The organism is Lacticaseibacillus sp. 53-4 (assembly GCF_016861805.1).
In the GTDB taxonomy this organism is placed as follows: Bacteria; Bacillota; Bacilli; order Lactobacillales; family Lactobacillaceae; genus Lacticaseibacillus.
Genome location: NZ_BOLT01000003.1, coordinates 98,916 through 118,670, shown reverse-complemented (window position 1 = coordinate 118,670; position 19,755 = coordinate 98,916). Strand labels below are relative to the sequence as shown.

General features: G+C 56.4%; 18 protein-coding genes and 1 riboswitch. Of the genes, 13 read left to right on the top strand and 5 right to left on the bottom strand.

Features of this window, described 5'->3' with window-relative positions; genetic code table 11:
- Window positions 1–13: 13 nt before the first annotated feature.
- Together JUF21_RS02365 and JUF21_RS02360 are read right to left on the bottom strand one after the other, a co-directional pair.
- Window positions 14–757, bottom strand: a complete 744-nt coding sequence (locus JUF21_RS02365; RefSeq protein ID WP_203662920.1) for an amino acid ABC transporter ATP-binding protein — start codon at window positions 755–757, stop codon at window positions 14–16.
- Window positions 758–770: 13 nt separating this feature from the next.
- The gene (locus tag JUF21_RS02360; RefSeq protein ID WP_203623734.1) at window positions 771–2,357 is read right to left on the bottom strand and encodes an ABC transporter permease subunit; all 1,587 of its coding nucleotides are present in this window, start codon (window positions 2,355–2,357) and stop codon (window positions 771–773) included.
- 118 nt (window positions 2,358–2,475) lie between these two features.
- Window positions 2,476–2,646, bottom strand: a riboswitch (Lysine riboswitch).
- A gap of 539 nt (window positions 2,647–3,185) precedes the next feature.
- Here JUF21_RS02360 and JUF21_RS02355 point away from each other — a divergent pair.
- The 12 genes from JUF21_RS02355 to JUF21_RS02300 all read left to right on the top strand — a co-directional run bounded on the left by JUF21_RS02355 (window position 3,186) and on the right by JUF21_RS02300 (window position 14,453).
- A complete protein-coding gene (locus JUF21_RS02355; protein WP_203623722.1) occupies window positions 3,186–4,160 on the top strand; it encodes a mannose/fructose/sorbose PTS transporter subunit IIA in 975 nt (324 codons plus the stop codon).
- Between the two features lie 42 nt (window positions 4,161–4,202).
- Window positions 4,203–5,027 (top strand): PTS mannose/fructose/sorbose transporter subunit IIC, encoded by an 825-nt coding sequence (locus tag JUF21_RS02350; RefSeq protein ID WP_203623723.1) that lies wholly within the window; start codon window positions 4,203–4,205, stop codon window positions 5,025–5,027.
- A gap of 18 nt (window positions 5,028–5,045) precedes the next feature.
- Window positions 5,046–5,990, top strand: a complete 945-nt coding sequence (locus JUF21_RS02345; protein WP_374706428.1) for a PTS system mannose/fructose/sorbose family transporter subunit IID — start codon at window positions 5,046–5,048, stop codon at window positions 5,988–5,990.
- Window positions 5,991–6,100: 110 nt separating this feature from the next.
- The gene (locus JUF21_RS02340) at window positions 6,101–6,511 is read left to right on the top strand and encodes a DUF956 family protein (RefSeq protein ID WP_125756439.1); all 411 of its coding nucleotides are present in this window, start codon (window positions 6,101–6,103) and stop codon (window positions 6,509–6,511) included.
- 156 nt (window positions 6,512–6,667) lie between these two features.
- Window positions 6,668–7,363: a response regulator transcription factor gene (locus JUF21_RS02335; RefSeq protein WP_203623724.1), complete on the top strand. Its 696-nt coding sequence runs from the start codon at window positions 6,668–6,670 to the stop codon at window positions 7,361–7,363.
- Window positions 7,353–8,738 (top strand): cell wall metabolism sensor histidine kinase WalK, encoded by a 1,386-nt coding sequence (locus JUF21_RS02330; RefSeq protein WP_203623725.1) that lies wholly within the window; start codon window positions 7,353–7,355, stop codon window positions 8,736–8,738. Before JUF21_RS02335 ends, JUF21_RS02330 begins: the two co-directional genes overlap by 11 nt.
- A 90-nt stretch (window positions 8,739–8,828) precedes the next feature.
- Window positions 8,829–8,966 carry a teichoic acid D-Ala incorporation-associated protein DltX gene (locus JUF21_RS02325; protein ID WP_203662918.1) on the top strand — a complete coding sequence of 46 codons (138 nt, stop codon included), beginning with the start codon at window positions 8,829–8,831 and terminating at the stop codon, window positions 8,964–8,966.
- 10 nt (window positions 8,967–8,976) lie between these two features.
- Window positions 8,977–10,479 (top strand): D-alanine--poly(phosphoribitol) ligase subunit DltA, encoded by a 1,503-nt coding sequence (gene dltA / locus JUF21_RS02320; protein WP_203623727.1) that lies wholly within the window; start codon window positions 8,977–8,979, stop codon window positions 10,477–10,479.
- Window positions 10,479–11,687: a D-alanyl-lipoteichoic acid biosynthesis protein DltB gene (dltB, locus tag JUF21_RS02315; protein WP_203623728.1), complete on the top strand. Its 1,209-nt coding sequence runs from the start codon at window positions 10,479–10,481 to the stop codon at window positions 11,685–11,687. Before dltA ends, dltB begins: the two co-directional genes overlap by 1 nt.
- Window positions 11,688–11,768: 81 nt before the next feature.
- The gene (gene dltC, locus JUF21_RS02310) at window positions 11,769–12,002 is read left to right on the top strand and encodes a D-alanine--poly(phosphoribitol) ligase subunit DltC (protein WP_203623729.1); all 234 of its coding nucleotides are present in this window, start codon (window positions 11,769–11,771) and stop codon (window positions 12,000–12,002) included.
- Window positions 12,002–13,252, top strand: a complete 1,251-nt coding sequence (dltD, locus tag JUF21_RS02305) for a D-alanyl-lipoteichoic acid biosynthesis protein DltD (RefSeq protein ID WP_203623730.1) — start codon at window positions 12,002–12,004, stop codon at window positions 13,250–13,252. Before dltC ends, dltD begins: the two co-directional genes overlap by 1 nt.
- Window positions 13,253–13,256: 4 nt before the next feature.
- Window positions 13,257–14,453, top strand: a complete 1,197-nt coding sequence (locus JUF21_RS02300) for a serine hydrolase (RefSeq protein ID WP_203662911.1) — start codon at window positions 13,257–13,259, stop codon at window positions 14,451–14,453.
- Between the two features lie 50 nt (window positions 14,454–14,503).
- Here the strand turns inward: JUF21_RS02300 and argH are convergent, their stop codons facing one another.
- From argH to JUF21_RS02285, 3 genes are all read right to left on the bottom strand, one after another.
- Entirely contained in the window at window positions 14,504–15,889 is a 1,386-nt protein-coding gene (gene argH, locus JUF21_RS02295; RefSeq protein WP_203624408.1) for an argininosuccinate lyase, read from the bottom strand.
- Window positions 15,889–17,109, bottom strand: a complete 1,221-nt coding sequence (locus JUF21_RS02290) for an argininosuccinate synthase (protein WP_203662909.1) — start codon at window positions 17,107–17,109, stop codon at window positions 15,889–15,891. The genes argH and JUF21_RS02290 overlap by 1 nt, the downstream gene beginning before the upstream one ends.
- Window positions 17,110–17,203: 94 nt before the next feature.
- Entirely contained in the window at window positions 17,204–18,667 is a 1,464-nt protein-coding gene (locus JUF21_RS02285; protein ID WP_203624410.1) for an ABC transporter substrate-binding protein/permease, read from the bottom strand.
- 179 nt (window positions 18,668–18,846) lie between these two features.
- Here JUF21_RS02285 and yycF point away from each other — a divergent pair, with 179 nt between their 5' ends.
- Window positions 18,847–19,557, top strand: coding sequence for a response regulator YycF (gene yycF, locus JUF21_RS02280; RefSeq protein ID WP_125756463.1), 711 nt, complete (start codon window positions 18,847–18,849; stop codon window positions 19,555–19,557).
- Window positions 19,558–19,755: the final 198 nt, after the last annotated feature.

The window sequence follows — 19,755 nt, the reverse complement described above, 5'->3', positions numbered from 1 at the left end:
GAGCTTTGACGATTTAGATGCGGCTCAAATACCGCTTCAAGAAGTCCTGAGTGGCCTGCTCTTGCGGATGGCCGAAGAGTTCGTCCGGCGTGCCGGTTTCTGCGATGACGCCTTCGTGCATGAAGACGACCTTGTCGGAGACGTCGCGGGCAAAGGCCATTTCGTGGGTGACGATGATCATCGTCAGGCCGGTGTGGGCCAGGGCGGTCATGGCGTTCAGAACGTCATCGACCATTTCGGGATCAAGCGCCGAGGTCGGCTCATCGAACAGCAGGACCTCGGGATCCATGGCCTCGGCGCGGGCAATCGCCACCCGCTGCTGCTGGCCGCCGGAAAGCTGGGCCGGCTTGGCGTTGACGAACGGGTCCATGCCGACACTGTTCAGCAGCTCCAGGGCGTGCTTTTTCGCCTCATCGGCGCCGCGGCGCAGGACGGTTTGCTGACCGACCATGACGTTTTGCAGCACGGATAGGTTGTTGAACAAGTTGAACGACTGGAACACCATGCCAACATGGGCGCGGTAAAGCGGCAGGTTAAAGTCATCGGTTAGGATGCTTTTGCCGTGGAACAAAATGTCGCCGTCCGTCGGCGTTTCGAGCAGGTTAATGTTGCGCAGCAGGGTCGACTTCCCGGAGCCCGAGCGGCCGATGATCGACACCACCTGGCCCTTGTCGACTGACAGGTTGATATCCTTCAAGACCTCGTGATTGCCGAAGGACTTTTTCAAATTACGTACTTCAATGATGGGTTCTGACATGTTTACGTCCTCCTTACTTGATCTTTGGGGTGTCAACCTGCATCTGGTTGGTCATCAGGTCGTAATCCTTGGGCCCGTCCATACGCTTTTCAACCAGTCTGAACAGCCGGCTGATGGTGAAGGTGAGCAGCAGGTAGATGCCGGCGACGACCAGGTAGGTGTGGAAGAACTGGAAGTTCTGGCCAGCGACGGTTTCGGCGCTGAAGAACAGTTCGGAAACCGAGATGACGGACAGCACCGACGTATCCTTGATGTTGACGATGAATTCGTTGGTGACGGCCGGCAGGGAATTGCGGATCGCCTGCGGCAGGATGACCTTGGTCATGGTCTGCCAGTGGGTCATGCCCAGCGCATGGGCGGCCTCGAACTGGCCGGAATCGACGGAGGTGATGCCCCCGCGGATGATTTCGGAGATGTAGGCCCCGGTATTAATGGAGACAATGAACAAGGCGGCCACGGTGCGGTCCATGTTGACGTGGAAGGCGAGGGCGGCGCCGTAGTAGACGACGGCGGCCTGCACGATCATTGGCGTACCCCGGAAGACTTCAATGTAGACGGCGAGCAGCCAGTTGCCGATGGCGCGCAGACCGCGCTTGCCGCGGCTCTTCGGTACCGGGGTGGTGCGGGCAATGCCGACGAGCAGGCCGATCAAAAAGCCCACAACGGTGCCAATCAGGGAGATGAACAGCGTCATGCCGGTCCCGCGCAGCAGCATCGGGCCGTACTGCTTGAGCAGGGCGAGGAACCAGTTGCCTTGGCTGGTGGTCGACGGCTGGTTAGCCACGGCCTCGTTCATGAGCTGGTCGCGCTGCTTTTGAGAGATCTTGGCTAGTTCGGCGTTGATCTTGGCCTTGTCCGGGTCGTTCTTGCGGACCCCAATCGCCAGGTCGACGTCTTCAGGATTGGTCTTGAAGCCGTTCGTCTTGGAAAAGCGCAGGTAGGTCAGATCAGGGTTCGCGTTTTCCGCCGTGATCCCTTCAGGAACTTCGGAAACGTACCCGTCGATGGTGCCGGATTCCAGCGCCACGCGCATCGCCGGGAAGTTATCCATGGCTGGTTCCTTGATGACGCCCTTCATCTGCTTGATGGCTTGATAATGGAAGGTCGACAGTTGCGCCGTGATTTTGGCGTTTTTGAAATCATTGATGCTCTTGGCCTTGGCGTACTTGCTGTCGCGGCGCACCACGACGGTCAGTTTGCTGGCGTAGTAGGTATTGGTAAAATCGATGGTTTTGCGGCGCTCAGGCGTCGGGCTCATGCCGGCAATGATGGCGTCGATCTTGCCAGACGTCAATGCCGGCGGCAGACCGTTCCAGGATGTCTTGACGACGACGACCTTTTTATTCAAGGCCTTGGCGACCTTTTTGGCCATCTGCACGTCATACCCGTTGGCGTAGTCCGAGCTGCCCTGGATCTTGACGGCGCCGTTGGCAGCCGTGTTTTGGGTCCAGTTGAACGGTGCGTAGCCGGCCTCCATGCCGACCTTGAATGTGCCTTTGGTGGCCGCACCGACGTGCTGCGTCGTCCCCGAGGCGATGCCCGCCGCCATGGCGAGCAGTGCGAGTCCGCTGACAAGGCGGCCCCAGAAATGCTTCTTCATCATTAAAAACTCCCTTCGTGTTGTCCCAAGTTGACTTGGTGAACCACGCGGGAAATAGAGAAGTAAAAAGGTCGGCCTATATGTGAAATAGGCCGACCGATGATTTCAGTGGTTAAACCAGAATCATAGCGCTCCGAAGCTAGGCTTCGACAGTCCAGCGGGTTTCCCCAAACTGGCCCAACGCATCTTGCCCCTGTGGCAGGATGCGTTTCGGCGGATTCGCTTACGGCTGATTCAACGTGACAGGCACTCCTCAGCGTTCGTCGTTTCCGCGACCTCTATTTCTTAGTGGTAAATTCAGTTGTCGTTTGCCAGTTTATGCGTCTGAAAACGCCGTGTCAAGGCGACTTGCCAAGATAACGATTTCACCCACTGGTCTTAGATGCTAAATGTCACACTCGGTGAGCCCATGGTGCTGGGCACAGGCGGCAAGCGCGGCAGGCTTCTGTCACATTTTCTCGAGGCGCGGTCGCGGTTTCTATGAATTATTTTACTAACTAAAGGTTTATTCTTCCATTAGAATGTTGCTCGCAACCGGCCGGTTGGGCGACCTAGCCCTAGGGAAAGCAGAGGCTGGTACCCGTTTCAGAGCAGAATGGTCCGGCTCGCGGCCTTAGCCAAATTTAATCATAAAAATTTTTGAGCCTAGAGCCTTAGAAAAAAGTGGGCTTTCATGAAAACGATTGTTTTTTCGCAGGGGTAAACCTTTGCAATCGCAACCATTTTTGTGCATACTAACTGTCGGACATGTGACACGTCACCCTAGGTTTGACCTAAATCCGAATGGTGGCGCTATCATGTCTAAATACATATAGGAGGCGACAAACAATGGTCGGAATCATCCTTGCTAGCCACGGCGATTTTGCCAAAGGCATTATGCAATCAGGTCAGATGATCTTCGGTGAGCAGAAGAATGTTGAAGCAGTGACATTCCAGCCCAACGAGGGTCCAGACGACTTGAAAGCACACCTCGAGGAAGCCATTGCGAAGCTCGACTCAGATGATCAGGTCCTGTTCCTTATCGATTTGTGGGGCGGCTCTCCGTTCAACCAGTCTAACGGGTTGTTCGAAGCACACAAAGATAAGTGGGCCATCGTCACTGGGCTGAACTTACCAATGCTGATTGAGGCATACGGTTCCCGTTTGTCCATGGATTCAGCGCACGATATTGCGGCGCACATTATTGAGTCAGGTAAAGACGGTATCAAAGTCAAGCCTGAAGAACTGGCACCAAAGGCGGCTCCTGCTGCAGCACCAACGCAGCACGTCAGCGGCGGTAAGCCAGGGAAGATGAGTTACGTTCTGGCTCGGATCGACTCTCGTCTGCTTCACGGGCAAGTTGCGACGGCTTGGAGCAAAGAGACCAAGCCGACGCGGATCATTGTTGTATCGGACGGTGTCGCACACGACAAGCTGCGTAAACAGCTGATCACCGAAGCGGCCCCATCAGGTGTTAAGGCTCACGTCATTCCAATTGATCAGATGATCAAGATCGCCAAAGACGACAAGCACTTCGGCGGCGAAAAAGCGTTGCTATTATTCGAAACACCGGAAGACGCGAAAAAAGCCATTGACGGCGGCGTGCCGCTGAAGGAACTGAACGTTGGTTCCATGGCGCACTCAGTCGGCAAGGTTCAGCCGAACAAGGTTCTGGCCTTTGACCAGACCGACATCGACACGTTCAGGGACTTGGAAAAGGAAGGCGTCACCTTCGATGTTCGGAAGGTCCCAACCGACAGCAAGGACAACATGGACGCGATCCTCAAGAAGGCGCAAGACGCGCTGGATGCACAGAACAAGTAGCAATAGATTATATTCCTAATTAAATTTAAGGAGGATATTCACATGGATTTGAACTTTCTTCAAATCATCGGGGTCCTCATCGTGGCGTTCCTGGCAGGGATGGAAGGGGTTCTTGATGAATTCGAATTCCATATGCCAGTTGTAGCGTGCACGCTGATTGGGCTGGTCACTGGCCAGCTGCTTCCTTGCCTGATTTTGGGCGGGACCTTGCAGATGATTGCCCTTGGCTGGGCGAACGTTGGTGCCGCGATTGCGCCTGACGCTGCCTTGGCCTCAGTTGCTTCTGCTATTATTCTGGTTCTTGGCGGTCAGGGCCGCGCCGGAGTTAACTCCGCGATCGCCCTTGCGGTTCCGCTGGCGGTTGCCGGCCTGCTGCTGACCACCCTGGTTCGTACCATTGCCACCGCGGTTGTCCACCTGATGGACCACGCGGCCGAAGAAGGCAGCTTCAAGATGCTGGACTTCTGGCAGTACGTTGCCATTGCTTTGCAGGGTCTGCGTATCGCGATCCCTGCCGGCTTGATCCTGGCTGTTGGTGCCGGTCCTGTTCGTTCCCTGCTTGGCCTTATGCCTAAGTGGTTGACGGATGGCCTGGGCATCGGTGGTGGCATGGTCGTTGCCGTTGGGTACGCCATGGTTTTGAACATGATGGCGACCCGCGAAGTATGGCCATTCTTCATCATCGGTTTCGTTTTGGCAACCATTTCTCAGTTGACCCTGATCGGCCTTGGCGCGATCGGTGTGTCCCTGGCGCTGATCTACCTGACCCTGTCCAAGATGGGCGGCTCTTCTAGCAGCAATGGTGGCTCTTCTGACAACAATGGTGGCTCCGGCGATCCAGTCGGCGACATCATCGACAACTATTAGAGAAGGAGGTAGAAAAATATGGCTGATACAGCTGAAGTACAAGCAAGTTTGGCTGAACACAAGTACAGTTTGACGAAAGCTGACCGGATGAAGGTTTGCTGGCGTTCTACCTTCCTTCAGGGTTCATGGAACTACGAACGTATGCAAAACGGTGGCTGGTGCTACTCCTTGGTTCCTGCCATCAAGAAGCTCTACACGAAGAAGGACGACCAGATCGCCGCTTTGAAGCGGCACATGGAGTTCTTCAACACTCACCCGTACCTGGCTTCACCGGTTATCGGTGTGGTCCTGGCACTGGAAGAGGAACGTGCTAACGGCGCCCCAATCGATGACGTTGCCATCCAGGGCGTTAAGGTCGGCATGATGGGTCCTCTGGCCGGTGTCGGCGACCCAGTCTTCTGGTTCACCGCTCGTCCTATCCTTGGTGGTCTGGCTGCGTCCTTGGCGCTGGCTGGGAACATCATGGGCCCAATCATTTTCTTCGTCGTTTGGAACCTGATGCGTGTGGCCTTCATGTGGTACACTCAGGAATTCGGCTACAAGGCCGGGTCACGGATCGCGGACGACATGTCCGGTTCGCTGCTGCAGGATGTTACCAAGGGTGCTTCGATCCTGGGTATGTTCATCCTGGGTTCTCTGATTAACCGTTGGGTCACAGTTAAGTTCACCCCAGTGGTTTCCACGATCACCCAGCAAAAGGGTGCTTACATCGAATGGTCGAAGCTGCCAAAGGGTGCTGCCGGCATCAAGCAGGCGCTGACTGACCAAGCAAACGGGTTGGCGCTTGACAAGATGAAGGTCACCACGCTGCAGAACAACTTGGATCAGCTGATTCCAGGGCTGGCAGCGCTGCTGCTGACACTGCTTTGCATGTGGCTCCTCAAGAAGAAGGTTTCCCCGATTATCGTTATCCTGGGCCTCTTCGTTGTTGGTATTGTGTTCCATGTCTGGGGTCTCATGTAAGTTCAGACCTCTTGGCCTCGGGGCGGCTGCTCCGAGGCTTTTCTTTTTGATGCGAGCTCCGCGGGTTCGCGGCGTATAATAGACAGTAAAGTGGTAAAAGAGGGATATCGATGCAACAACCAGTGAAGTCAATCAATACAAAAGTCGACTTGACCGTCGATGCCACATCCTACATGGGCATTGCCGATTACGGCAAAATGATGATCGGCGATCGCGGTCTCGAATGGTACGCCGACAAAAACGTCCAGAAGTACATCCAGATTCCTTGGGGTGAGGTGACGTTCGTTGAGGTCACGGTGATGTTTAAAGGCAAGTACATTCCCCGCTTTACCGTTCACACCAAAACCAGCAGCAGCTTCCCGTTTGCCACCCGTGATCCCAAGCGCACGCTGCGCGCGATCCGCGTTTATGTGGACCCGAAGAACTTGGTGCAGTCGCGGACCTTTCTCAAGATTCTCGGCGGCTACCTGCGCAACATCAAGGCCCGGTATTTTTCCAAAGATAAACAGGCCAAAGATTAGGTTTTGCTGAGCCCCTGCCCGTCGCGGCAGGGGCTTTTTGCTGTCTGACAGTGCCAGTAATTACCCGGGAAATAGTTAAGATAACAGAAGTGAAAGGTGGTTGGCCCGAACCGGGTGATAGACTGGATAAAGACTGTAGTGGAAGAGGTGGCCAAAGTGGCGGCAACGATTCTTTTGGTGGAAGACGAGGCGGGGCTGATCTCGTACCTGGATTCTGAATTACATTTTGAAGGTTACACGGTCCTGACCGCCCAGGACGGGCAGGTGGCGTGGGACACCTGGCAGGCTAAGCAGGCGGCGATCGGCCTGATCCTGTTGGACTGGATGATCCCCAAGCTCGACGGCCTTGAGGTCATGCGGCGCGTCCGTAAAACCTCGGACGTGCCGATCATGATGATGACAGCGCGCGATTACGTCGGCGATAAGGTGGCCGGGTTAGATAACGGGGCGGATGATTACATCACCAAGCCGTTTGAAATTGAGGAGCTGCTCGCCCGCATTCGGGTGCTGATTCGCCGCGGGCAAAAACTGGTGCCGGCTACTTACACAGCCGGCGATTTGGTGCTCGATACCAAGGCGCGTCAAGTGCGCCGCGCCGGTCAGCTGGCCCAACTGACGCAGAGGGAGTATGACCTGCTGCTGGTGCTGATGCAGCACCGCGGTGAGGTCTGCTCGCGCGATCAGCTACTCGATGCGGTGTGGGGCACGGAATTTGACGGCCAGGCCAACATCGTGGACGTGTACGTCCGTTACCTGCGGCAAAAGCTGGAGCGTCCTGGAGAACTGGCGCTGATCCAAACCGTGCGCGGGGTCGGCTACATGCTCGAAGAGGCGGCGGACAATGCCAAATAGGAGCAGCAGCGCCGCCCGGATGGCGCGCGCCTACAACGGGCTGATCATTGCCTTGATGGTGATGATCTTCGTGTCGGTGATCAGCGTAGTTGGTGGGCGCCTGATTAAGAACAAGCGCGATGATGCCGTACAGGTGATGACAACGCTGCGGCACACGTTTGCCAACCACGAGCCCGACTGGGACTACTGGCGCGACAACGCACCGCTGAACACGCGGCTGACCTTTGTCCGCGTGCGGGTCCGCCAACCGGATGGCCAGGTCACGGATTACTACACGCGGCACACCAAGGATTTTCTTGAGGATAACTTCAGCACCTGGCCGCTGTTCTCCAACGTCCAATATCAGCGCGGCCAGGGCGTTTACTACCATGTCCGCAAGGTGGTCGATCAAAGCGGCTGGCGAACGACGTATTCGGTGTGGCTCAGCTTGAATAACATGATCGAGATCTTCAAACTGATCCTGTTGATGACGCTGTTGGTCACGGCCGTTGGGGTGATCCTCGGGACGCTGGGGACCAAGTGGCTGGCTAAGCGGCTCAACCGCCCGCTGGTGGCGCTGACGCAGGCGACCAAGCAGATCACGGACCAGCCGGATTCAAACTATCATGAACGATTGCCGGTGCCGGCCGCGCCACAGGAAGTGCGTGAGCTGTCGCAGGAGTTCAATCGCCTGCTGCACTCACTGAATGAGCAGGTGATCCGGGATAATCAGTTTGTCTCCGACGCGTCGCACGAGTTGCGCACGCCGCTGACGGCGATCCGCGGTCACGTCGCGTTGCTGCGGCGGCACGGTACAGAGCACCCAGAGCTGATTCCCGACTCGCTAGCGGTGATCGATGACGAGTCGATGAAAATGCAGAAACTGATCGAAAGCCTGCTGGCGCTGTCGCGCATGGATCACGCCGAGGTCCAGGTGGCGGCGTTTGACGCTGCGGGGTTGGCCCGCCGGGTGGTCAGCCGCTTCCAGCCGCAAAGTAAACAAAAGCTTAAAGCCGTGATGCCGGCGCAGCTTGAAGTCTTGGCCAACGCCGAAAGCGTGGAGCACGCCCTGCTGTCATTGTTATCCAATGCCAATAAATATGTGCCGGCTAACACTATTGTCACGATCAGTGGCCAAAAAGTAGCCGATCACGTGGAAGTCAGTGTCGCGGACCTTGGCCCCGGCATTCCGGACAGTGAAAAAGCGCGCGTTTTTGACCGCTTCTTCCGCCTAGATGAATCCCGGTCTAAAGCCATTTCCGGCACTGGTCTGGGGCTGGCCATCACGCGTCGACTGATCACGCTCAGCGGCGGGTCGATCCGGGTGGTGGATAATCAGCCGCGCGGCAGCCGGTTTATTATTAAGTTAAAAGCACCGGATTCTGAAAGTCTTTAATGTGACCTTTAGAAACCGCTCCTGACCAAATAAGCAACGTCCACTACACTGTGGTCGTTGCTTATTTTTTTATGCCAAGGAGTCTTCCCAATGAAAACATTCTTTGCGCGGCCCGGCGTCCGCTTTGTGTTAAAGACGTTATTTTACGCCGTGGTGCTGCTGACGCTGGTGTACCTGTACAGCTATCGCGGTGTTGCCAGCGGCCACTTTATCTATAACGAGTTCTAGGAGGCAAAACATGAAATCTCTGATCGAAATTATCGATGAGATCGCCACTTCCCATCCTGACTGGCCTGCAGTCAACACCCTGGGCGAGTTGAAAACGTATGGGGATCTGAAGGCGGCATCGGACGGGATCGCGGCGGCGCTACAGGCCCGCAAGCTGCCGGCCAAGGCCCCGCTGATGGTCTACTGTGATCAAAGTTTTGCGGCGATCGCGACCTTTTTGGGCTGCGTGAAGGCCGGTCATGCCTATATCCCGGTTGACAGCCATTCGCCGAACGACCGTCTGACCATGATCGAGGAAATCGCGCACCCGGCGCTGGTGCTCGCGACGATTCCGTTGCCGCTTGAGCTGCAGACCACGACCGTTAAGGCGGCTCAACTCAGTCAGATGATGACCATGGCACCAGTGAAAAATGCGGACCTGGCGGCTGACGACAATTTTTACATCATCTTTACCAGCGGCACGACCGGGCAGCCGAAAGGGGTGCAGATCTCGCACGCCAACCTGATCTCGTTTGTCTCGTGGATGGCGAGCTTCAAGCTGCCGCGGCGGCCGCGGATGCTGGCCCAGGCCCCATTTTCATTCGACCTGTCGGTAATGTCGCTGTACCCGACGCTCACCTCTGGCGGCTGTTTACAGATCCTGCCAAAAGAACAAACCGATGACTTGAAGACCCTGTTTGAAACGTTGCCGCATGTTCCGGTTGACGTGTGGGTCTCCACGCCCAGCTTTGTCGATATTTGCCTCTTGTCGCCGCTGTTTGACGCGACCAGTTATCCTGCGCTTAAGCAGTTCTACTTCTGCGGCGAGGAGCTGACCCACGCCACTGCCACCAAGCTTCGCCAGCGCTTCCCGCAGGCTAAAATTTACAACACTTATGGACCGACCGAGGCCACTGTGGCGGTCACCGCGGTGCAGATCACCGATTCGGTGCTGGCCGACTACCCGCGCCTGCCGATCGGCTACGCCAAGCCCGACACCACGATGACACTGGTGCCCGGCACGGTGCGCGTCGAGGATGATCAGCAGGTCGGTGAGCTGGAAATCATCGGGCCCAGCGTGTCCAAGGGCTACCTGAACCGGCCGGAGAAAACTGCGGCGGCGTTCACTGAAGAGCATGGCATGCGCGGATACCGCACTGGTGATTTGGGGATCATTGCCGAAGACGGCCTGATTTTTTACCGGGGCCGAACCGATTTTCAGATCAAACTCAACGGCTACCGCATCGAGCTGGAGGAAGTCGATCATTACCTCAATCAGGCGCCGATGATCCATCAGGCCGTTGCCGTGCCGAAGTACAACGCCGAACACAAGGTCCAGCAAATGCTGGCTTACGTTGTCCCGGAGCAAGGGGAAGAAGGCGGCTTGGCGTTGACCAAGAAAATCCGCACGCACCTGCAGCAGGTGATGATGCCTTACATGATCCCGCAACGGTTCATCTACAAGGACAGTCTGCCGCTGACGCAAAACGGTAAGGTCGCAGTCAAGGCGCTCATCAGTGAGGTCAATGCCTAATGCTGAACCTACAACCGTACGCGGACCCGCAGTACTTCCTGCTTCTGATGCTGGGGTTGCTCCCGGTTATGATCGGGTTGTACCACGGGCGCCGCTTCAAAACTTATGAAACGCTGATTTCACTCCTGTTCATCATTCTGATGTTCACCGGCGCCAAGTGGCAGCAAGGTCTGGCGCTGATCGGGTACATTTTTTGGCAGCTAGTCATCGTGTTCAGCTACCTGCGCTACCGCAAGCACCACAACCAAACCGGCGTGTTTGTGCTGACGGTCCTGTTGAGCATTTTGCCGCTCGTGGTGGTGAAGGTGACACCGGCTGTGGCGCTGCACCCATCGCTGCTGGGCTTCCTGGGGATCTCATATCTGACCTTCAAGGCGGTGCAGGTGATTATGGAGCTGCGCGACGGGACGATGAAGGACGTGAAGCTGATGCCGTTCTTGCGGTTCATGCTGTTCATGCCCGTCATTTCCAGCGGTCCAATCGACCGTTACCGCCGCTTCCAAAAAGACTATGACAATGTACCCAAGCGCGACTTGTACTTGAGCATGCTGAGCCGGGCAGTCTGGTACCTGTTTTTGGGCTTCTTCTACAAGTACATGCTCGGCTACCTGTTCGGCACGGTGCTGCTGCCGCGCATCGAGTTTTCGGCGCTGGCCGCGCGGCACATGTACTGGCTGGGCCTGAGCCCGGCGCTGATCGGCGTCGCGTTTGTTTATTCGATGTACCTATTCTTCGATTTTGCCGGCTACTCGCTGTTCGCTGTCGCTACCAGTTTGGTGATGGGCATCGACACCCCAATGAACTTCAACCGGCCGTTTCAGGCGCACAACATCAAGGATTTTTGGAATCGCTGGCACATGACACTGTCTTTTTGGTTCCGCGACTTCATCTTCATGCGGGTCACATTCTTCATCATGAAGCACAAGCTGATCAAAAACCCGATCCGGGTCTCCCAGGTCGCCTACCTGATCAACTTCCTGATCATGGGTTTCTGGCACGGGGTGACTTGGTACTACATCGTTTATGGGCTGTTTCACGCCTGCGCGATCATCATCAACGACATCTGGTTGCGCTTCAAGAAAAAACATCGCAAACAGCTGCCGCACAATCGCTGGACTGAAGCATTGGCCATCGCGACCACCTTCTGCGTCGTCTGCTTCAGCTTCCTGATCTTTTCAGGTTTTCTAAACACGCTATGGTTTAAGTAAGGCTGCGAAGTCGAGCGAACTTAGCCCGACTGAGCGCGACTAGGTCCGCTAATTTTTTTCAAACCAAAGGAGAAAATACTCATGGATAAAAAAGCAACAGTACTGTCAATTCTGAACGACCTCACCGGTGAAGATTTTAGCAACAACCTTGAGGAGGACTTATTTGCCTCAGGGCTGATTGATTCCATGGATACGGTCCAGCTGCTGCTCCAGCTGCAGTCTCAACTGGGGATGGACGTCCCGGTGTCCGAGTTCGACCGCAATCAGTGGAACACGCCGGCCAAGATCATCAAGAAAGCCGAGGACGCGGAATAATGACAAGGCGCCTCTGGCAGATTTTTGGCCCGGTCGTCCTGGCGGCATTGCTGGTGGTCGGTATTTTGCTGGCCCCACTGCCAAACGGTCGGATCAGTAAACCGCGGTTGCAGGCGGATGCCGTCTCCCTGTCGCCGACTGTCCTTGGTGGCGCGCGGGTCAAAGATCAGGCGCTGGCGCAGCATTACGTGCCATTCATGGGCTCATCTGAGCTGGCACGCATGGACCCGTTCCACCCGTCGACGCTGGCGGCCAAGTATCATCGGCCATATCAGCCGCTGCTTTTGGGCAATCCCGGCACTCAGTCACTGACGCATTTTGTGGACGGCCAGTCTGAACTCGCTCAGCTGAAAGGAAAGAAAGTCGTCTTCATTGTGTCGATGCAGTGGTTTACCAGGCAGGGACAGATTCCGGCGGCCTTTGACATGTACTACTCGCCGCTTCAACTTTCCACTTGGCTGCTGCGAGCAAAGGGGAACGTTGCCGACCGGTATGCGGCTCGCCGGCTGCTCAAGATGAATGCCCCGGCCAAAAGCACGCTCGACCGGCAGTCGCTGTACCAAATCGCTGCCGGCCGGCCGGTGAGGGGCTGGGCGCGCCTGGCCCTTCAGGCGCGGCTGCGCATGCTGAACAATGAGGATCAGCTGTTTTCCCGTTTCACGCATTCGACCAACTGGCGAAGGATCAAAGACGGGGAAAAGCAGCTGCCGGCTAAGGATGAGCCGCAACAGCTTGAACAGCTTGCTGGCATAATTGCCAAGAATAAGACTAAGCACAATCGGTTAGGGATTGACGACACCTTCTTCCGCCAGCGCCTTGGGCATGGCAAGCTGGCCTCACTGCGCGGCAGTCAGCGTCATTTCGAGTACCGGTACGGGCCGGAGTACGGTGATTTTGAACTGCTTTTACAGCAGTTTGCGAAAAATCACACGACAGTCCAGTTCATCATTCCACCAATCAACGCCAAGTGGGCAGCTTACACTGGGCTGCCAATGGGGAACTATGAGCAGGCGGTCGCTAAGCTGAAGTACCAGCTCGCCAGTCAAGGTTTCACCCACGTTGAGGACCTGAGCCGAGACGGCGGGCAGCCTTACTTCATGCAGGACACGATCCACTTGGGCTGGCGCGGCTGGCTGGCGGTTGACCAGACCGTTGACCCGTTTTTGACCCAGCGGCAGCCGGCGGAGCATTACCGCCTGAATGATGCCTTTTTTGGCACCACTTGGGCGAACACGACTAATGTGAGGTAATTGGATGAGACGCGCGCAACATCAAAAACGCCACATGCAGAAGGTTCGTTTGCGACTGGTGGTCTTGGCGCTTGCAGCCATCTGCCTGGTCGGTGCGGGATTTGCGCTGGGCCGCGTGACCGCACCAAAGACGGAGAAAGTGCCTGCCCAGGTGAATCGCAGCAACTCCTCCTCCAAGGGTAAACGCGTGAGTGCAAAGGCTGCTTCTGCAGTACCGCGGGCCATTGCGCCCAATATTGAGCGAACCCTGAAAACGAAGCTGCAGGCCCAGAACTTTTCTGGCACGGCGATCGTGATCAAGGACGATAAGCTGGTTGCTTCAGTGAGCCTGGGGCAGGCCAGTGCGAAAAGGCACTTCGCCAACCGTGAGGACACCATGTTTGAAATTGATTCGCTGCAGAAAAGCCTAACCGCTGGCTTAGTGATGCGGCTGATCGACGCAGGCAAACTGAAGCTGACCACGCCGATCGGGGCTTACTACCCGCGCTTCAAGGGCGTGCCACAGCTGACGGTGGGGGCACTGCTGCAAATGCATTCAGGGCTCAAACAGGCCCCGATGGCACCGCCGCACTACCAGTCGGACGCCCAGTTGGTCGATGATGTCTCTAAGCACTTGACCTTCGTCCCTAAGCAGTTCGGGACTTGGGCTTACACACCCGCTAACTATGTCCTATTGGCGGGCATCGTGGAAAAAATCTCCGGGCAGCCGTATGAGACACTTTTCAAACAAGTGTACATCGACCGCCTGCACTTAAAGCAGACCGTGATGGCCTATCGGCTGGCACCGACGATGAACTACGCTTCGGGGTATATTCTTCAAGGCGCCAACCCGTATGCGATACAGCAGCTGACGAGCTCTGACCAGATGCACGCGGAACTAGGCACCGGACAGGTGTACATGAGTGCGCTGGATTTCTACCGCGCCACCCGCTCTTTGGTCACCGGTACCCTGCTCAAGGCGAGTCGCAAGCAGGTCTATCGTCCCGGGACCCCGAACTTGCTTTACGACGGTGGTTTTTATCAAAATGTGCCCGGCTTTCTGCGAGCCAACGGATCTGGCTATGGGTACATGACCACGATGCAGCTGTCGGTGGATGGCAAAGACGCCGTGGTGATCCTGGGCAACGTGCAAGGCCACGGCCGCACTGCCATCATTGACCTGGCAGGGCAGCTGCGGCAGCAGTTTTTGACCGCAAAATAAAATGAGGACGCTGCGATTGTGCAGGGTCCTCATTTTATTACTCGGTTAGATCAATGGTGTGCCGCGATGATTTGCTTTGCGCGGGCCACTTCCTTCTTGACGTTCGTAACCGCCGTGCCGCCCAGACTAGTGCGACGCTCGACGGCTGCCTCAGAGGTCAGCTCCTGATAAACGTCTTCTTGAATCTGTGGCGCAGCGTCCTGTAGCTCTTTCAGCGGCATGTCCTGCAGGCTCTGGTGCGTTTCGATGCCGTGCAGGACCAGCTTGCCAACGATGCCGTGGGCGGTGCGGAACGGAACCCCTTTGGTCGCCAGGTAGTCCGCCAGTTCGGTGGCGTTGCTGAAGTCGCTCTTGGTCGCGTCGTGCATTTTTTCCTTGTGAACCTTCACGGATTCCAGCATGCCGGCGAAAATGTGCAGGGAGCCGAGAATCGTGTTGTAGGTGTCAAACACCGGCTCTTTATCCTCCTGCATGTCCTTGTTGTAAGCCAGCGGCAGGCTCTTCATCGTGGTGAGCAGGCCCATCAAGGCGCCATACACGCGACCGGTCTTGCCGCGAACCAGCTCGGCAAAGTCGGCGTTCTTCTTCTGCGGCATGATCGAGCTGCCGGTGGCGAAGGTGTCGTCCATTTCGATGTAGTTGAATTCGTATGTGCACCACAGGATCAGCTCTTCGGCCAGCCGGCTCAAGTGCTCCATTAGCATCGCGGCGTTGCTGAGAAATTCCAAGGCAAAATCGCGGTCGGAGACGGCGTCGAGGCTGTTGTGGTACACCTGATAGAACCCGAGCTCATCGGCCACGTACTCGCGGTCGATTGGGAAGGTGGTGCCAGCCAGCGCGGCGGCGCCCAGCGGCAGCATGTCCGTGTGCTTCTGGTTAAATTCGAAGCGCTCGTAGTCGCGCTGCAGCATCTCAAAGTACGCCAGCAGATAGTGCCCGTAAGTGATTGGCTGGGCGTGCTGCATGTGGGTGTAGCCCGGCATGATGGTGTCGGCATTTTCCTCGGCTTTTTCCACCAGCACCGTTTGCAGGTTGGTGATGGCTTCCTTGATTTCTGGCAGGCGGTTTTTCAGCCACAGGTGAAAATCGGTGGCCACCTGATCGTTGCGGGAGCGCGCAGTGTGCAGCTTGCCAGCAACTGGGCCGATCAGGTCGGTCAAAAGGCTTTCCATGTTCAGGTGGATGTCTTCGTTCTCGACGGTGAAGTGCAGCTTGCCGGCCTCGAGGCGCTGCATCAGGACGTTCAGACCGTCTTCGATGGTCTTGGCGTCCTTTGCCGGAATGATGTTTTGCTTGCCGAGCATTTTGACGTGGGCGATGGAGGCGGTCAGGTCTTCTTTAGCCATTTGCTGGTCAAAAGAAATCGACGCGCCGAACTTATCGACCCATTCGGCCGCCTTGGCGGTAAACCGGCCGCCCCAGAGCTTATCGGTCATTACTTATCCTCCGGTTTCTTTGAGTGCACGTGATTGACCTCTTCGTAAACGGTGGCCGGCAGGGTCCAGAGCTTGATGAAGCCGGCTGCGGCCTCTTGGTCGAAGGTATCGGCAGAGGTGTAGGTGGCGAGGTTCTCGTCGTACAGGGAGTTGGTGTCCGACTTGCGGGCTACTGGCACAGCCGAGCCCTTGTACAGCTTCATCTTGACGACGCCGTTGACGACCTTTTGGGTATCGTCAACGAAGGCCATCAAGCTGTCAAACAGTGGGGTGATCCACTTGGCTTCGTAGATCATGTTGGTCAGCTGCTGCTCGATCAGCGGCTTATAGTGGGCGACGTCGCGCTCCAGCGTGAGGTTTTCCATTTCGTGGTGGGCCGCCATGATGACGGCCGCGGCCGGCGCCTCGTAGACTTCGCGCGACTTGATACCGACCATGCGGTTTTCGATTTTGTCGATGCGGCCGATGCCGTTGGCGCCAGCCAGCTTATTCAGGGACTTGATGAGGTCTGAAAGCTTCATTTGCTTGCCATCGATGGCGACGGGGATGCCTTTTTCAAACGTCAGGTCGAGGAATGTCGGCTTGTCCGGGGCCTCTTCTGGGGAAACCGTCATGCCCCAGGCATCATCTGGTGCCTGGTTCCAAGGATTTTCCAAAATGCCGGCTTCATTGGCGCGGCCCCAAAGGTTGGCGTCGATCGAGTATGGGGACTTCTTGCCGATCGGCACCGGCACGTTGTGTTCCTTGGCGTAATCGATTTCTTCCTCGCGAGACCAGTGGAAGTCGCGGATCGGGTCTTCAATTTTTAGCTGCGGATCCAAGGCGTGGATGGCGGCTTCAAAACGGACCTGGTCGTTGCCCTTGCCGGTGGAGCCGTGGGCAATGGCAACGGCGCCGTGCTGGTGGGCGATCTCGACCAGGTGCTTGATGATCAGCGGCCGTGATAGGGCGGAAACCAGCGGGTAGTCGCCTTCATACAAGGCGTTGGCCTTGATGACCGGGGTCACGTACTCATCAGCAAACTCGTCTTGCGCGTCAATCGCGTAGCTCTCGATGGCGCCGACCTGTTTGGCCTTTTTCTGAATGAAGTCCATGTCCGCGTTCGGCTGGCCGACGTTCAAGCAGGCGGCGATCACGTCATAGCCCTTTTCCTGCAGCCACGGAATGGCTACGGAAGTATCCAAGCCGCCAGAATATGCCAACACGATTTTTTCAGTCATAAAAGAATTCCTCCTAAAAGTTTAGTACTCGCTTACATCATAACGCCCCGCGGCTGCCCGCGGGGCGCGTTTGACCATTTAGTTCCAGTTGAAGCTAGTTCATGCGGTGTTCGACGAAGCCCAGCGCCCGGCTGAGGATGAAGGTCATGGCGAAGTAGATCAAGGCCACAATCATGATTGGGAAGAACGGCTCAAACGACGCGCCCTGAACGGTGGTGCCTTCAAACATCAGCTCAGTGGCGCCGATAACGGACAGGACGGACGATTCCTTGATGTCAGTGACAAACTCGTTGCCGAGCGCCGGCCAGATGTTCTTGACGGCCTGCGGCAGGACGACGTAACGAGTGGTTTCCCCGTTGCTCAGACCCAGGCTGCGCGCAGCTTCGGTTTGACCAATCGGCACGGAGTTCAGGCCGGAGCGGATGATTTCGGCAACATACGCGCCGGAGTTGATGCCCATGGCGATCGCGCCGGAAACAAAGGCGGAGAGGTTCAGGCCGAGGACTTGCAGCCCGAAGAAGACGATGAAGGCCTGAACCATCAGCGGTGTGCCGCGAATGAATTCAACATAAACCACGGCGATGGCCTTGAGGATCCACAGGCTGGAGCGGCGCATCAAGGCGAGAATCGTGCCAAGGATGGTCCCGGCGATGACGGTCAGCAGCGCAAACAGTAAGGTGTAAAGGGCGCCTTTGATGAAGAAGCTGCTGTACTTGGACCAGAAGCTGTTGCTCTGGTTCTGCAGCTTGTAAGCTTGGCTCATCCAGCCGGCCCACAGGTGGTCTTTACGCACCTTGTTAATGGTGCCGTTGACCTGGTTGGTCATGGCTGTGTCCCCTTTTGGCAGGGCAACAACGGTCGGGGCTTTCCCAGTGGCGAACTTAGGATCGATGATCTTCAGGCTCGGGGTCTTTTCGACGTAAGCGCCGGCCACAATGTTGGACATGACGCCGGCGTCGATCTTGCCGTACTCAACCTGCGCGATGACGTCGTTGGCTTTTTCCAGCGGCACAATCTTGGCGCCTTGCAGTTCGGCCTTGGCGATTTGTTCCTGCGTGGACTGCTTTTGGGCCCCGACTTTTTTGCCGGAGAAGTCCGCGATGTTCTTGTACTTGGAAGCCTCGTCTTTCTTGACGACCATGATCTGCTTCTCTTCTGTGTAAGACTTGGAGAAGTTGACCTGCTTGGCGCGTTCAGGCGTGGCACTCATGCCGGAGATGACCATGTCGACTTTGCCGGTCTTCAGGGCGCCGATCAAGGCGTCAAAGCCCATTTCCTTGATCTGCAGCTTCACGCCCATATCTTTGGCAATCTGCTTGGCCAGGGAAATATCGGCGCCGACGATGGTATCCGAGCCATCAACGGTGGCGTGGAATTCCAGCGGTGCGTAGTCCGCGGACACGCCCAAAATGACGTAGCCGCGCTGCTTGATTTTTTGCACTGAAGTCGTGCCACTGCCCGCCGCAGCGACCGGCTGGGCGTTAGATGTGGTTAATGCGGTGCCGGCTACCAGCAGCGTCGCCAGCAGACCGATGACCCAACGATAAAGTTTATGCATAAGTGCCAACCCCTCAAACTTGAATTTTTAATGAATATATACCCATTTTAGGAAATATGCAAGCAAAATTGAGAAATATGCAAAATATATTCAACGGGCAATCAGTCTGCCCCGCTTTTGCCCCCTCTCTGCGAAACCGTTATAATGTAGGTAACACGTATACGTTATGGAGGCCAATTATGGCAAAAAAGATCCTAGTGGTCGACGACGAAAAGCCGATCCTGGACATCGTCAAATTCAATCTGAATAAGGAAGGTTACGACGTCGTCACTGCAGAAGACGGTGAAGAAGCGCTGACCAAGGTGAGCGAGGAAAATCCCGACCTCATCATCCTCGATTTGATGCTGCCGAAGATCGACGGGCTGGAAGTGGCGCGCCAGGTGCGCAAGGACCACGACACCCCAATCATCATGCTGACGGCGAAGGACTCCGAAATCGACAAGGTCCTCGGGCTGGAAATGGGCGCGGATGATTACGTCACAAAGCCGTTTTCCAACCGCGAGCTAGTGGCCCGGGTCAAGGCCAACCTGCGCCGCTCCGGCACGCCGGTGCAAGCCGAGGCGCAGGAGCCGGAGAATCAGGAGCTGACCGTCGGCGACCTGACGATTCATCCGGATGCTTACACCGTCACGAAGCGCGGCGAAAAAATCGAGCTGACGCACCGGGAGTTCGAGCTGCTCCATTACTTGGCGCAGCACCTGGGTCAGGTGATGACGCGCGAGCACTTGCTGCAAACAGTTTGGGGCTATGATTACTTCGGCGACGTTCGGACCGTTGATGTGACGGTCCGCCGGCTGCGCGAAAAAATCGAAGACAACCCGTCCCATCCGGAGTGGCTGGTCACGCGGCGCGGCGTTGGGTATTATCTGAAGAACCCGAATGAGGAGTAGGCGTGCAAAGCATATAGCGCTGCGGCGTAATCGTGCTCGGAGCGGCAGCTAACGCATGTCAGCCTGTAACTCGCTTTGCGAGACAGGCTGATCAACGCTCGAGCATCGGGCTAAACCCGCCGCTCCTCGCAACTTGCGTAATCGTGCTCGGCACGACAACGCCCGAGCATCTAGCTACGCTCAGAGCCTCGCCGCAAA

What these genes read in the sequence shown, in the direction of transcription:
- JUF21_RS02365 (WP_203662920.1), bottom strand. Translation starts at nt 757, where the DNA reads ATGTCAGAACCCATCATTGAAGTACGTAATTTGAAAAAGTCCTTCGGC.
- JUF21_RS02360 (WP_203623734.1), bottom strand. Translation starts at nt 2,357, where the DNA reads ATGAAGAAGCATTTCTGGGGCCGCCTTGTCAGCGGACTCGCACTGCTC.
- JUF21_RS02355 (WP_203623722.1), top strand. Translation starts at nt 3,186, where the DNA reads ATGGTCGGAATCATCCTTGCTAGCCACGGCGATTTTGCCAAAGGCATT.
- JUF21_RS02350 (WP_203623723.1), top strand. Translation starts at nt 4,203, where the DNA reads ATGGATTTGAACTTTCTTCAAATCATCGGGGTCCTCATCGTGGCGTTC.
- JUF21_RS02345 (WP_374706428.1), top strand. Translation starts at nt 5,046, where the DNA reads ATGGCTGATACAGCTGAAGTACAAGCAAGTTTGGCTGAACACAAGTAC.
- JUF21_RS02340 (WP_125756439.1), top strand. Translation starts at nt 6,101, where the DNA reads ATGCAACAACCAGTGAAGTCAATCAATACAAAAGTCGACTTGACCGTC.
- JUF21_RS02330 (WP_203623725.1), top strand. Translation starts at nt 7,353, where the DNA reads ATGCCAAATAGGAGCAGCAGCGCCGCCCGGATGGCGCGCGCCTACAAC.
- JUF21_RS02325 (WP_203662918.1), top strand. Translation starts at nt 8,829, where the DNA reads ATGAAAACATTCTTTGCGCGGCCCGGCGTCCGCTTTGTGTTAAAGACG.
- dltA (WP_203623727.1), top strand. Translation starts at nt 8,977, where the DNA reads ATGAAATCTCTGATCGAAATTATCGATGAGATCGCCACTTCCCATCCT.
- dltB (WP_203623728.1), top strand. Translation starts at nt 10,479, where the DNA reads ATGCTGAACCTACAACCGTACGCGGACCCGCAGTACTTCCTGCTTCTG.
- dltC (WP_203623729.1), top strand. Translation starts at nt 11,769, where the DNA reads ATGGATAAAAAAGCAACAGTACTGTCAATTCTGAACGACCTCACCGGT.
- dltD (WP_203623730.1), top strand. Translation starts at nt 12,002, where the DNA reads ATGACAAGGCGCCTCTGGCAGATTTTTGGCCCGGTCGTCCTGGCGGCA.
- JUF21_RS02300 (WP_203662911.1), top strand. Translation starts at nt 13,257, where the DNA reads ATGAGACGCGCGCAACATCAAAAACGCCACATGCAGAAGGTTCGTTTG.
- argH (WP_203624408.1), bottom strand. Translation starts at nt 15,889, where the DNA reads ATGACCGATAAGCTCTGGGGCGGCCGGTTTACCGCCAAGGCGGCCGAA.
- JUF21_RS02290 (WP_203662909.1), bottom strand. Translation starts at nt 17,109, where the DNA reads ATGACTGAAAAAATCGTGTTGGCATATTCTGGCGGCTTGGATACTTCC.
- JUF21_RS02285 (WP_203624410.1), bottom strand. Translation starts at nt 18,667, where the DNA reads ATGCATAAACTTTATCGTTGGGTCATCGGTCTGCTGGCGACGCTGCTG.
- yycF (WP_125756463.1), top strand. Translation starts at nt 18,847, where the DNA reads ATGGCAAAAAAGATCCTAGTGGTCGACGACGAAAAGCCGATCCTGGAC.